We start from the raw sequence: 13,156 nt of genomic DNA on the forward strand, positions 1-13,156 counted from the left end.
CGCCGGCCCGGCGAGGGTCGGGCTGGCCGGTTACCGATAACCTGCCGGGACAGGAAACGCGAGGCGGGAGGGGCCGGTGGCGGCGGAAGAACCGGAGGCGGGAACCGCCGAGGACGAACGGAACGCGCCGACGCCGGAACAACGCCGGGCTGGCGAGCCGGCAGCGGCCACCCGGGCAGGCACCCTGGCGTCGGGAGCGCTGACAGCGGAGCCATCCGACGGCCCCGAGCAGAACACCCCGGAAACCCGGGAGTACGCCCCGGGCCGCTTCGGACAGCCCGGCCGGCCGCTACGTCGCAGTCCGTTCCTGATCGGCTTCACCGGCGGGCTGGGGGTGCTGCTGGCGTACGCGACCTTCCTCGCCGTACGCGGCGCGGCCTCGATGCTCATCCTGATTTTCATCGCCCTCTTCCTCGCCATCGGGCTCAATCCCGCGGTGGCTCGGCTGCGCAAGTGGGGGCTGGCGCACGGGCTCGCCGTGACGGTGGTCGCGCTGACCGTGCTGCTGGTGCTCGCCGGTGGCATCTTCGCGCTGGTCCCGCCGGTGGTGACGCAGACCGGGCAGTTCCTCGAACAGGTGCCCACGTACGTCGAGGAGCTGCGCCGCAACGCGACGGTGAACGAGCTGGTCGAGCGGTACGACCTGATGGACCGGATCCAGGCGGCGGCGAACCCGGAGACGATCGGCCAGGCGGTCGGTGGTGTGTTCGGCGGCGCCCAGTTCATCTTCGGCGCCATCTTCAACGTACTGACCGTGCTGGTCCTGACCATCTACTTCATGTCCGCCTTCGACCGACTCAAGACCCTCGGCTACTCCCTGGTGCCCGCCTCCCGCCGGCAGCGGGTCAGCCTGATCACGGACGAGATCCTCGCCAAGGTCGGCGCGTACATGGTCGGTGCGCTGGCGATCGCCGTGCTGGCGGGGCTCTGTACGTTCGTCTTCGCCATGATCGTCGGGTTGGCGTACCCCTTCGCACTCGCCGTCGTGGTGGCCGTCTGCGATCTGGTGCCACAGATCGGTGCCACCCTCGGCGCGGTCATCGTCAGCCTGGTGGGATTCGCCACCGATTTGCCGGCGGGAATCGCCTGCCTCGTTTTCTTCGTCATCTACCAGCAACTAGAGAATTACCTGATCTACCCCAAGGTGATGGAGCGGTCGGTCAAGGTGAACGACGTGGCGGCCATCGTCGCGGCCCTGGTGGGGGTGGCTCTCTTCGGCGTGATCGGTGCCCTCGTGGCGATTCCCGCGATGGCGGCGATTCAGCTGATCCTGCGGGAGGTTGTGCTGCCGCGTCAGCAGACACGGTGACCGATCTCATTGTCAGTCCACAATCCGTCACAAAGAGCAATTCCGTCTCTTCCAAACCCGCTTGTAGGATCATTCAAGATCTCTGAGGGGGCATCGATGACTGGTGACGAATCTGCACCGCCGGTCCCCCCACCCTCTCCCGACGACACGGGTCCGGCCAACGCGTCCACGCCGGACGGGGCGGTGGAGCCGCGTTCACCCCGACGCGGCCCGTTACTTGTCGTGGTCATCGGCATCTGCCTTGCCGTGGTCGCCGGCACCGGCTACCTGATCGTGAGTCTGGCCGGACCGGGACGGGACGCACCGCTGGTGATCGATCAGCCGAACACCGTGCTCTGGGGTCAGACCATCAGCCGCCCGATCGAGATCGCGGCGGACCACGTCACGCTCCGCATGCTCACGGTCGCCACCGGCGGCGATGCCGCCGTCCGGATCCGCCCCGGCGTACGCGACACGGTCATCGAGGACACCCGGATCGAGTGCACCGACGAGCACACCGACGGCATCGTTCCCGGCGGCTACTCCGCGTTGCGGGTCCGGGTCGACGGGTGCCGGCAGCCGTTCCGGCAGAGTCCGGACGCCCCGGCGAGCATCGTCGACTCCACCGCCAACGGCAGGCCCTACAGTCCGGGCCGTTCGGTGGCCGCCACGCCGCCCCCGAAGGACTTTGGCACCGACCCGCCCTCGGCCGAGAACGCCGCCGGCGCCCCCACCCCGATGAGCTACTGGCCCGCCGCCGAGAGCACCGGCGTACCGGCCGGCACGGTGCTGCGGGAGTCCGGTTCGCTGGACCTGCGTAAGCCGGGCGAGGTAATCAGCAACCTGAACATCACCGGCTGCGTCACCGTACGGGCGGCGAACGTGGTCATCCGCAATTCGCGGATCACCTGCGACAGCGCCACCTTCTCGATCCGGACGTACGAGTCGGCCAGCAACCTGGTGGTCGAGGACGTCGAGATCAACGGCATGGGCCGGAACTCGTCCGCGGTCTGCTGCGCCAACTACACCCTGCGCCGGGTCAACATCCACAACGTGGTCGACGGTCCCCGACTCAGCACCAACACCACCGTTGTGGATTCCTGGATCCACGATCTCGCCCGGGTGCCGGACTCGCACAACGACACCTTGCAGACCACCGGCGGAGACAACATCGTGGTCCGCCACAACCGGCTCGAACCACATAAGCCCGGCACCGAGGATCCGCTCAACGCGTGCCTGATGATCGGCTCCACCACCAGTGACTCCGTGACGAACCTGCTGGTCGAGGAGAACTACTGCGACGGCGGGAACTACTCGATCGGGGTAAGGGACGACCTGGTCGCGTCGAACATCGTGATCCGGGGCAACCGGTTCGGCCGCAACTTCCGCTACGGCGTCATCGCCCGCTCGGACCAGGCCGGAATCAGCTGGGACCGGAGCAGCAACGTCTGGTTCGACAGCGGCCAACCGGTCGTTCCGTGAGCCCGACGCGAGGGCCGCTCGCCCCGGCCCGGCGCTACACCGAACGGTCGTGCGGTGCGTCCCGGTACGGGGTCAGCACGGCCGGCTCACGCAACCGCTTGCGCTTGATCCGACGGACCGTACCGACGGTCGACTGAAGCTTCTCCCGGGTCGAGAGGTGCCGGAACCACATCCGGGCCATCGGCAACCGGCGCAGCCGGGGGGTCATCAGTCCGGCGGCCCGGAGCGTGCTCATCCGCCCCCAGACCGCCCCCCGGGCGCGGAGCAGGTTCGGCTGCGAGGCCGGCAGGATCTCCGCCGCCACCGGTTCCAGCACCAACGCACCCGCCGCGATCGCCGCCTCGACCAGGCGTACGCCGCGCTCGGTCCGGGCCAGCACCAGGGAGCGTCCCGGGTCGTCGCCGGTCGGGCGGTACCACGGGTCACCGACCGCGACGTCGGCGAACTCGCCGGTGTGGTCGGCGCAGAGGTAGCAGCGCCACTGCCGGTGCTTCTGCAGGATGTCGCCCCAGGACTGCTCGTAGGTGAGCGTCCGCAACTCCCCCGGTGGGTCGTCCACGGTCCGGGTCCGGGCCAGCCCTGGCCAGCCGTTGCCCCGGTAGTGCACCGACTCCGCACGGTCCGGGTCGGTCACCCCGAGCTGACGCATCATCTCCAGCGTGCCGGCGGTGCTCGGGGTGCCGGCGCAGAAGACCGCGATGGTGAGGCCGACCCGGGCGTCCAGGGCGGGGCGTACCTCTCGCGCCATCCGGACCGCCGCGACGTCGCAGGGTTTGCCGATGAAGACGCAGGGCGCGTCGGCCGACTCGACCAGGTCGAGCCGGTCGGCCGGGCTGGCCGGGGCGTACCGGGAGCCGGCGGCGGCGAGCAGCTCTTCGCGGCTGCGCGACAACCGGGTCTCGTTCAGGTACGGCACGTCCGCGCGGGCACCGATGTGCAGCGTCCCGGCCATCTCCTCCTGCTCCAGGCAGTACGCGGCCAGCGCGGTGGCCACCCCACCGCTGGAACCGGCGAACCGGATCTTCGGGTCGGCGGCGTACCCTTCCCAGATTTTCCGGACCGGCCCCCAGGCGGCCCGCAGCTCGGGGATCTCCCCGGGTGCGGGGGCGCTCGCCTGGTGCTCCAGCTTCACGCCGGGGCAGCAGGCCAGGGCAGCGGCGGCGCCGCTCCCGGAACTCCTGCCGACCGGGGTGATCGGGATCGGTCGGCGCCCCTGGTCGAGCACGTCGACCATGCGGATCTCGTCGGGGGCCAGGTAGGCGCAGACGCCGCACCCGGTGCAGAGCTTGTGCGCGGCCACGTCGTGCACGGTCTGGGGCCGCGTCACCGGCGTGCTCCCGCGCCGCGCCGGGCCCGTTCGGCACGGGCCACGGCGACGATCTCGTCCATCTGCTCACCGGCGCGGGCGATCGCCACCGGTATCCGTTCGGCGAGTTCGACGGCCGTGTCGGCCCGGGAGGTCCAGGACCTCCAGAGGGCGTCGAGCAGATCGTCGTCGGCGAGCTTGCGGGCGTCGGCCACGTGCCGTTCCTGGCCCACGCTGGCGAAGACGCCCCGGGCCTTGAGGCTGTACGCGATGTTCGCCACCGGCACGCCGGTGGAGAGCGCGGCGATGGTGGCGTGCATCCGCATCCCGCAGAACCAGTCGGTACGGGCGATCACCCACTTGGTCTGGTGCGGGTCGAGACCGGGCGGGCTGACCGTGACCCGATCGCCGTACCGCCCGACGAGGGCGGCGTGCAGCCGGTCGCTCGCGGCGGTGTCGTCGTCGGTCCCCTGCGGCGTACGCACGTGCGGCACGATGATCACGCGGGTGTCCACCTCGTCGAGCAGACGCTCGCAGATTCGGCGGGCCACCTCGGCGCTGTCGGCGGCGAGGCCGAACTGGGCCCTGCCCTCGGCCCGCGCCATCAGCCCGCTGACGTTGATGCCGACGACCGGGCCGCTCGCGGCGGCGAACCACCGCTCCAGCGTCTCCCGCGCGGGTTGGTCCGGCGGGCGCTGTTCCAGCGCGAAGGCCACGTCGACCCCTTCGCGGTGCCGGGCCGGGTCCAGGTCGGCACCGAGCAGTTCACCCAGGGCCGCGTAGCTCTCCGGGTCGCGGGCCCACGCCATGGCGGCGCCCCGGGTGAGCGCGGCGGCCTCGGCCCGGATCCGGTCGGAGCGGAACGGCCCGTAGGTCTGCGGCAGCAGCACCAGCGGCCGGCGGCGCAGCAGGGTGAGTCGCTTGGGCCAGGCCACCGTACGGAACCGGTGCTCGCCGTAGATGTCGCTGAAGCTGTCCCCACCGCTGACGTCGAGCACCACGTCGGCCCGGTCGATCCGGGCGACGCCGGAGTTGCCGAATCCGCCGAGCGCCGCGCTGACCCGCATGTTGAGGTACGACTCGGGGCGGTGGTACCGCCGGGAGTGCCGGGCGCCGGCGAGTGAGATCGAGACCGGCCGACCGCCGACGAAGGCGTGCCCGGAGCGCTGGCCCCAGCCGTCGTCGAAGACGGTGATGTCGGCCTGTGGCTCCCGGGCGAGCAGCCCGCCGAGGGTCGCCGCCCGCAACGCCCCCACCCCCAGGTTGAGGTGGGATCCCGGTACGCCGAACAGGCAGGCGGACAGCGCCTCGCCGCTCATCGGGCCGGCTCGCTGTGCTGGGTCATATCTCGATTACCGCTTTCTCACACCGGAACGCCTCGGCGTACCGGGATCGGCATTCCATGCCCCGCAGCCGGGCCAGCCCGAGGAAGACCTCGTCGTCCCACCAGTCCCGATCCTTCTGGGAGGGGTAACTGGTGTGTAGCAACTCCACCTTGCGCCGGGCCTGCTCGTCGGTGAGCGGCAGGTAAATGTTGCGCCGGCCCAGGTCACCGTCCCACTTGGGGATTTCATAGTGCAACACCGACGCGCGGCGAAACGAGGTGGGTACCAGTTCGGCCAGGGTGCGATGGTCCTGATGGGCATCGTCCGCCCCCGGCGCCAGGACCAGATCAGGACTGGTCGCGGCGGCAGCCGCGTCAATAGCCCGCTTGGCCTGTTCCCAGTGCGCGGGCACCCGGCCGTCGGGGAGTTGGTGCAGGTCGAAGTCGAGCTGGGCGTCGGGCAGGAAGGCGGCTGCGGCGGCGCGGGCCTCGGCCTGCCGGTTCGGCGTACCGGTGAGCAGGAGGTAGTGCACCCGGAGCCCCGGGTTGACCGCACCGAGTGCCAGCAGCAGTCCACCGGCGCCGATCTCGATGTCGTCCGGATGTGCCCCGACCAGGACCAGCGAGCGGACCGAACCCAGTCGCAACGTCGTCATCAGCGGATCAGGGCGTGGGTGTCGGCCGTGAACGGGTTGTCGATCTGGGCCCCGAGCGGTGCCGGGATCGGTGCCCCGCTGTGCCGGTTGGCGTCCCAGAGCATCCACGGGCAACTGGCGGAGTGGTAGAGCTCTTCCAGCTCGGCCCGGTCCTTGAAGGTGTCGGCGGCGCGCCAGAAGCCGGTGTAGCGCTGTGCCATCAGGCGGCGTTGCGGCAGCAGCCGGTCGAACGCGTGCGGCACCATGTCCTCGCCCTCACGCAACTCGTCGAAGATCTCCGGCCGGAGGATGAAGTAGCCGCCGTTCTCCCACTGCATCAGCTCGCGGATCGGCCGGACCCGGCTCACCTGGTCGGACTCGTCGATGTCGATCACGTGGTGGGTCGACTGCACCGGTACGGCGAGCAGGCTGGCCGTGGCGGTCGAGTCCCGGAACCGGTCGATCATCGCCGGTAGGGGTGCGTCGGTGAGGGTGTCGGCGTAGTTGGCCAGGAACATCTCCTCGCCGTCGACGTGCCGACGGACCCGCATCAGCCGCTCACCGATCGACGCGCCGAGCCCGGTGTCGATGAAGGTGATGTTCCAGTCGGTGATGTCGGTGGCGAAGAGGCGTACGTCCCGGCCCCCCATGGTGAGGGTGAAGTCGTTGGAAAGCGTCTCGTCGTAGTGCAGGAAGTAGTCCTTCACTGCGGCGGCACCGTATCCGAGACAGAGAATAAAGTCTGTATGTCCGAAGTGGGCGTAATAGCGCATGACGTGCCAGAGCAGCGGCCGGTCACCGATCATCGCCATCGGCTTGGGCGCCGAGGCGGCACCCTCCCGCATTCGCATACCCAGTCCGCCACAGAACAGGACGACCTTCATCAGACCACCTCAAGCTCCGGGATGGGGTAGACCAACCGGCCGCCCCACTCGCGGACGTACGCCAGTTGGCTGGAGATCTCGGTACGCAGGTTCCACGGCAGCACCAGGACATAGTCGGGACGGTCCTGGGCCAACCGCTCGGGTGCGTGGATCGGAATGTGCGTGCCGGGAAGGAACCGCCCCTGCTTGTACGGACTCCGGTCGACCGTGTACGCCAGCAGGTCGGATCGGATACCGCAGTGGTTGAGCAGCGTGTTGCCCTTGCCCGGAGCCCCGTACCCGACCACCCGCTTGCCCTCCGCCCGCGCGGTGAGCAGGAAGTCGAGCAGGTTCCGCTTGATCATGAAGACCGCCTCGGCGAAGCCGCGATGGCCGTCGAGAGTATGCAGACCGGCCTCGGCCTCCGCATCCAGCACCGACTTGACGTTGCTCGACGGCTCCCAGCCGAGACCCGAACCGGTCGGGCCGAGATTGTCCGCCGCGGCCGGTCGGGCGTGCACCCGCAGCGATCCGCCGTGCGAGGAGAGTTCCTCGACGTCCGCGACGGCCAGACCCGCCGTCGCCAGCGCCCGCTGCGCGGTGAGCAGCGAGAGGTACTGGTAGTGCTCGTGGTAGATCGTGTCGTACTGCCGGCGTTCGATCAGACGCAGCAGGTGCGGGAACTCCAGCGTGACCAGCCCGGTCGGCTTGACCAGCGCGGCCAGCCCGGCGGTGAAGCCGATCAGGTCCGGCACGTGGGCGTAGACGTTGTTGCCGGCCACCAGGTCGGCCCGGCCGTACCGGGAGGCGAGTTCCGCGCCGGTCTCGGCCCCGAGGAAGTACGTCTCGGTGCGGATGCCCTTGCCCCGGGCCACCTCGGCGATGTTCGCCGCCGGCTCGACGCCGAGCACGGGGATGTCCCGGGCGACGAAGTGTTGGAGCAGATAGCCGTCGTTGCTGGCAACCTCGGTGACGAGGCTTTCCGGGCCGAGGCCAAGCGTCTCGGTCATCATGTCGGCGTACCGCTTGGCGTGCGCCACCCACGAATCCGAATAGGAGGAGAAATAGGCGTAGTCGGAGAAAATGTCCTCTCCGGGCACGTACGCCGGCAGTTGCACAAGCAGACAACTGGAACAGATCCGCACATGCAACGGGTAGAACGTCTCGGCGCTGTCCAACCGGTCGACAGGCAGGTAACTCTCACAGAGCGGAGACATGCCGAGGTCGACGAAGGTCTCGGTCAATCCCGTGCCGCAGAGCCGACATTCCGCAATGGTCATGCCATCCACCCCGAATATTCGCCCACATCCGCGCGGCGCCCGCCGGCACGCTTCGGACACGCTAGTTCCAGCGATTAAGAGCCGGGGTGTTCAGTAAAAAGTCCGACACTCCTCCTTCATGATCAGAGACCGCTCATAAACTCTGCTTCTCACCCCCGCGGACCCCCGGGAGCTTTGCCGTGCGCGTTCTCGTCACCGGTCATCACGGCTACCTCGGCAGCGTGCTCACTCCGCTGCTCCAGGCGGCGGGCCACGAGGTCACCGGCCTCGACACCGATCTCTACGCCGACTGTCTGCTCGGCCCGGCTCCGGCCGAGGTACCCACCCTCCGGCTGGACCTGCGCGACGTACGGCCGGAGCACCTCGCCGGTTTCGACGCGGTCTGCCATCTGGCGGCCCTCTGCAACGACCCGATCGGCAACCTCAACGCCGAATTGACGTACGACATCAACCACCGGGCCACGGTGCGGCTGGCCGAGGCGGCGAAGGCGGCCGGGGTGACCCGTTTCCTCTTCTCCTCCTCGTGCAGCCTCTACGGCGCCGGGCTGGACGACCGCCCGTTGGACGAGCAGGCGGGCTTCGCACCGGTCACCCCGTACGGCGAGTCGAAAATCCTCTCGGAGCAGGGACTGAGCACCCTTGCCGACGACGACTTCTCCCCGGTCTTCCTGCGCAACGCCACCGCGTACGGCTTCTCCCCCCGGCTGCGCGGCGACCTCGTGGTCAACGACCTGACCGCGAGCGCCCTGCTCACCGGCGAGGTCCGACTCCTCTCCGACGGCACCGCCTGGCGTCCCCTGGTGCACGCCGAGGACATCTGCGCCGCCTTCCTGGCACTGCTGGAGGCGCCCCGCGAGCAGGTGCACGCGAAGGCGTACAACATCGGCGTGAGCAGCGAAAACTACCTGATTCGGGATGTCGCGGAACTGGTCGCCGAGGTGGTGGACGGCTCCACCGTCACCTTCGCCGGCGGTGCCTCGGCCGACTCCCGCAACTACCGGGTGAGCTGCGACCTGATCGCCGCCGAGGTGCCCGGTTTCCAGCCCCGCTGGACCGTACGCAAGGGGATCGAGGAACTGGTCGAGGCGTACCAGCGGCACGGCCTGACGATCGAGGTGTTCCGGGGCGAGCGACACCAGCGGCTGCGCCGGATCCAGGCCCTCCAGGGGGCCGGCCGGCTCGACCAGGAACTGCGCTGGACCGCTGGCGTGCCGGCGTGAGCCGGATCTGCGACGCGTGCGGCAGCGCCGCCCTCGTCCCCTTCGCCGACCTGGGCGCGATCCCGGTCTTCTGTGGCGTGCACTGGGCCAGTCGGGACGAGGCGCTCGCCTCACCGCTGGGCGACATGCGACTGGGCTACTGCCCGGAGTGCGCGTACGTGCGCAACCTCGCCTTCGACCCGGCGGCGCTGGTCTACGACACCACCATGGACACCAACCTGCACCACTCGCCGGCCTTCCAGACCTTCTCCGCGGAGCTGGTCAAACACCTGGCGTCGCGGTATTCGCTGGCCGGCGCGACCGTGCTCGACATCGGCTGCGGCCAGGGTGAGTTCCTCCGCGAGCTGTGCCATGTCGCCGGCTGCCGGGGCCACGGGTACGACGCGATGTACGCCGGGCCGGTCGGACCGGATCCGTCCGGGGCGGTCCTCCACAGCGGGCACGCGCCGCTGGACGAGACGACGCCGACGTTCGACTTCGTCACCTCCCGGCACTGGTTCGAGCACCTGGACGACCCGCACGGCTTCCTCGTACGCCTGCGCGAACTCGCCGGCGACCGACCGGTACGCGGCTACCTGGAGGTGCCGGACGCCTGTTACGACCTCGCCACCGCCGGCTGGGAGGTGATCTACCCGCACGTCTCCTACTTCGACGCGTACTCGCTGTGCCGGATCGTGGAGCGGGCGGGTTGGCAGGTCGCGGATACCGGTCCACTCTTCTCCGGGATGTTCCGGTTCGTGGAGATCGCGGTGAACGTGCCGCCGACCACGACCGACCGGAGACTGCCCGGTCCCGCCGACCGGGACCGCCAACTGGAGTCGATCGCCGGATTCGACGCCCGGCACGCGACCGAACGGGAACACTGGCGCTCCACCATCGACCGATTGCTCGCCGCCGGCGACCAGCCGGTGCTCTGGGGTGCCGGTTCGCGCGGCGTGCAGTTCCTGCACCTGGCTGATCCAGACGAGCGACTCGCCGCGGTAGTCGACGTCAACCCACGCAAATGGGGCAGATACCTGCCGGTGACCGGACACGCGGTAGGCTCCCCTGCGAGGCTGACCGACCTGGGCACGCGATCGGTGATCATCACCAACCCCGCGTACCGGAACGAGATCGGCACCGCGCTCCGCGAGCTGGGCGTCACCGCCGAACTGCTGGTCGCCTGAGGCGATGGACAGATGGTCCCGACCGGCAGGCACCCGTTCCACACCACACACCTTGTCGACGATCACTCGAAGCTGAGGAGAGTGATGGACGGAGCGCCCCGGGTGAGTCTCGGCGTTCCCCTGTACAACGCCGAGCGGTACCTCGAAGGCTGCCTGGACGCGCTGCTCGCGCAGGACTACCAGGACTTCGAGATCATCGTGAGCGACAACGCCTCCACCGACCGGACCTGGGAGATCTGCCAGCGGTACGCGGCAACCGACCCACGATTCCGGCTGTACCGCAACCCGCGCAACTTCGGCGGCCACGTCAACTACGCCCGGGTCGCCGAACTCGCCCGGGGCGAACTGTTCAAGTGGGTCGCGTACGACGACGTCTGTCTACCGACGTTCCTGAGCACCTGCGTCCAGGCCCTGGACGCCGCAGGGTCACAGGCAGTGCTCGCCTATCCTCGTACCGTGCTGATCGACGAGGTCGGGACCGTGATCGGCCCGTACGCCGACCGGCTCAACCTGCGCGACCACCGCCCGTGGCGTCGGGTCGCCGGGGTGGCTCTCAACATCAACCTGTGTCACGCCCACTTCGGGGTCTTCCGCCTCTCCGCACTGCGCCGCACCGGGATGATCCGCCCCTTCCTCTCCTCCGACTACACCCTCGTCGCCGAGGTTGCCCGGCTCGGTGAGATCCACGAGGTGGACCACCCGCTCTTCCATCGCCGGATGCACGGCGCCTCCAGCCGGCAGGCCAAGGACGCCACGCCCGCCTCCGCCCTCTCCTGGTACGCGCAGGAGAGCGGCAAGGTCCGGGCACCCCGGCAGCGAATGCTGCTGGAGACGTTCCGCACACTCCTGAGCGGGGACGATCCGTTCGGCACCAGAATCAGCTCGGCCTGCGCGTTCCTCGGTGCGTGGTGGGCCCGGCGGGTACGGGTGTTCCTCGGCCGGTGGCGCCGCCGTCTGAGCCGACGTTCGCGCACCAGCACCGCAAAGGGAAACGCCTAGTGGTCGACACCACCCCCGACACGACGACCCAGTCCGCCCCGGCCCCCACCCGGAGCCGGGTACGGTCGGCGATCGGCTGGTCGTACCTGCTCACCGCCGGCCGGGTCGGTTCGTCGATCGTCGTCACCTTCCTGCTCGCGAAGCTCCTCGGGCCACACGAGTTTGGCCTGGTGGCGATGGCCACGGTCTTCATCCTCATCGCCCAGACGATCATCCAGCAGGGGCTGGTCTCCGCGATCGTGCAGCGGGACAAGCTCACCCCGGAGCACCTCGACGCCGCCTTCGGCGTCACTGTGCTCGGTGGCCTCGGCGTCGGCGCCCTCACCGCACTGCTCAGTCCGGTCTGGTCTCTGATCAACGGCGACCCGGACGGGTTGACGGCGGTCTGCCTCGCGCTCTCCCCGCTGGTCCTGTTGCAAGGGCTGGCCATCGTGCCGGAGGCGGTGCTCCGCCGCGAGTTGCAGTTCCGCGCGGTCGCCATCCGTACGCTGTTGGCCGCCGCGATCAGCGGCATCCTCGGCATCTCGCTCGCCCTGGCCGGCGCGGGCATCTGGGCGCTGGTGGCACAGCAGCTCGCCACCAGCGTGGTCAGCCTGATCGTGCTCTGGGTGGTCTGCCCGTGGCGGCCCAGTCGCCGGCCCCGGCTCGGTGCCATCCGCGAGCTCTGGGCCTTCTCCGCCCACTCGGCGAACGCCGGGCTCGGCCTGATGCTCAGCTCCAAGGCCGACGTGATCTTCACCGGCATCTTCTTCGGCACCGGCGCCACCGGCATCTACCGGCTCGCCTCACGGCTGCCGGACATGCTGGTCGACGTCACCGTCCGCTCGCTGCAACAGGTCGCCCTGCCGTCGCTGTCCCGTCTTCAGGAGGACCGGCACGCGTTCGCCGTCCACCTCACGAAACTGCAACACCTCGGCGCGATCGCCGGGCTGCCGGTGCTCGGCGTACTGACGGCGACCGCGCACCCGCTGGTCGGCTTCCTCGGACCGGAGTGGGCCGGCACCGAGATCCCGCTACGGCTGCTCTGCCTCTTCGGCGCGATCAACGTGTTCGGCGTCCTGCTCGGCCCGGCGCTCCAGGCGATCGGGCAGCCGGCAAAGCTCGCCGCGATCCTCTGGACCCGGGGCATCCTCGGGGTGGCGACCCTGGCCGCGGTCGGCTTCCTGCTCAACGGGCGCGACGACGTCACCGAGGCGAGCGCGGTCGCCCTCGCCGGGATCGGCATGCAGCTCGTGGTCAACGCCATCTCCATCTGGGTGACCCTGCGCCGGGCGATCGGTGCCTCGATCCTCCGGTTCCTCGCCCCGACCCTGCCGGCCCTGCTGGCGGCGGGCGCCGCGGCGTTGACCCCGCTCGCCACCGACCGGATCGGGGTGAACCACCTCAACCCGTTGCTCGGGGTCTTCGTACTCGGCGCCACCGCCAGCCTGATCGCCGCGACGGTGCTCCTGGCGATCGACCGCCGCGCCCGTCAACTGATCCTCGACCGTCTCCACCGCCGCCCCTGACGCCAGGATCTCCGACGCCGAGGCGGCCACCCTCGGCTCGTGGCAGATCCGGCTCTCCCGGGGCTTCGTTAGGAGGGGGCCCTTC

General features: G+C 69.7%; 11 protein-coding genes. 6 read left to right on the forward strand and 5 right to left on the reverse strand.

The window, feature by feature from the left end; translation table 11 throughout:
• The first annotated feature begins 76 nt into the window (after positions 1 to 76).
• Positions 77 to 1,309, forward strand: a complete 1,233-nt coding sequence (locus tag ACIBF5_RS19915) for an AI-2E family transporter (RefSeq protein ID WP_396813641.1) — start codon at positions 77 to 79, stop codon at positions 1,307 to 1,309.
• Positions 1,310 to 1,405: 96 nt separating this feature from the next.
• Positions 1,406 to 2,770, forward strand: a complete 1,365-nt coding sequence (locus ACIBF5_RS19920; protein ID WP_396813643.1) for a hypothetical protein — start codon at positions 1,406 to 1,408, stop codon at positions 2,768 to 2,770.
• A 34-nt stretch (positions 2,771 to 2,804) separates the two neighbouring features.
• On the opposite strand, the gene ACIBF5_RS19925 is transcribed toward ACIBF5_RS19920, so the two are convergent.
• From ACIBF5_RS19925 to ACIBF5_RS19945, 5 genes are read right to left on the reverse strand one after another with little or no spacing between them, the layout of a single operon-like run.
• Positions 2,805 to 4,097 carry a Coenzyme F420 hydrogenase/dehydrogenase, beta subunit C-terminal domain gene (locus ACIBF5_RS19925; protein WP_396813645.1) on the reverse strand — a complete coding sequence of 431 codons (1,293 nt, stop codon included), beginning with the start codon at positions 4,095 to 4,097 and terminating at the stop codon, positions 2,805 to 2,807.
• Positions 4,094 to 5,395 (reverse strand): polysaccharide pyruvyl transferase family protein, encoded by a 1,302-nt coding sequence (locus tag ACIBF5_RS19930; protein WP_396813647.1) that lies wholly within the window; start codon positions 5,393 to 5,395, stop codon positions 4,094 to 4,096. The genes ACIBF5_RS19925 and ACIBF5_RS19930 overlap by 4 nt, the downstream gene beginning before the upstream one ends.
• A gap of 22 nt (positions 5,396 to 5,417) precedes the next feature.
• Positions 5,418 to 6,056: a PIG-L deacetylase family protein gene (locus ACIBF5_RS19935; protein WP_396813649.1), complete on the reverse strand. Its 639-nt coding sequence runs from the start codon at positions 6,054 to 6,056 to the stop codon at positions 5,418 to 5,420.
• Positions 6,056 to 6,919, reverse strand: a complete 864-nt coding sequence (locus ACIBF5_RS19940; protein WP_396813651.1) for a glucose-1-phosphate cytidylyltransferase — start codon at positions 6,917 to 6,919, stop codon at positions 6,056 to 6,058. The genes ACIBF5_RS19935 and ACIBF5_RS19940 overlap by 1 nt, the downstream gene beginning before the upstream one ends.
• Complete coding sequence (locus tag ACIBF5_RS19945) at positions 6,919 to 8,178, reverse strand: methyltransferase domain-containing protein (RefSeq protein WP_396813653.1); 1,260 nt, start codon at positions 8,176 to 8,178, stop codon at positions 6,919 to 6,921. Before ACIBF5_RS19945 ends, ACIBF5_RS19940 begins: the two co-directional genes overlap by 1 nt.
• Positions 8,179 to 8,357: 179 nt before the next feature.
• Between ACIBF5_RS19945 and ACIBF5_RS19950 the strand changes: the two genes are divergently transcribed.
• The 4 genes from ACIBF5_RS19950 to ACIBF5_RS19965 all read left to right on the forward strand — a co-directional run bounded on the left by ACIBF5_RS19950 (position 8,358) and on the right by ACIBF5_RS19965 (position 13,071).
• Positions 8,358 to 9,398 carry an NAD-dependent epimerase/dehydratase family protein gene (locus ACIBF5_RS19950; protein WP_396813655.1) on the forward strand — a complete coding sequence of 347 codons (1,041 nt, stop codon included), beginning with the start codon at positions 8,358 to 8,360 and terminating at the stop codon, positions 9,396 to 9,398.
• Positions 9,395 to 10,564, forward strand: coding sequence for a methyltransferase domain-containing protein (locus ACIBF5_RS19955; protein ID WP_396813657.1), 1,170 nt, complete (start codon positions 9,395 to 9,397; stop codon positions 10,562 to 10,564). The genes ACIBF5_RS19950 and ACIBF5_RS19955 overlap by 4 nt, the downstream gene beginning before the upstream one ends.
• Positions 10,565 to 10,648: 84 nt before the next feature.
• On the forward strand, positions 10,649 to 11,563 hold the full coding sequence (locus tag ACIBF5_RS19960; protein WP_396813659.1) for a glycosyltransferase family 2 protein: 915 nt from the start codon (positions 10,649 to 10,651) through the stop codon (positions 11,561 to 11,563).
• A complete protein-coding gene (locus ACIBF5_RS19965) occupies positions 11,563 to 13,071 on the forward strand; it encodes a lipopolysaccharide biosynthesis protein (RefSeq protein ID WP_396813661.1) in 1,509 nt (502 codons plus the stop codon). Before ACIBF5_RS19960 ends, ACIBF5_RS19965 begins: the two co-directional genes overlap by 1 nt.
• Positions 13,072 to 13,156: the final 85 nt, after the last annotated feature.

It is taken from the genome of Micromonospora sp. NPDC050417 (assembly GCF_044458865.1).
GTDB lineage: Bacteria > Actinomycetota > Actinomycetes > Mycobacteriales > Micromonosporaceae > Micromonospora_G.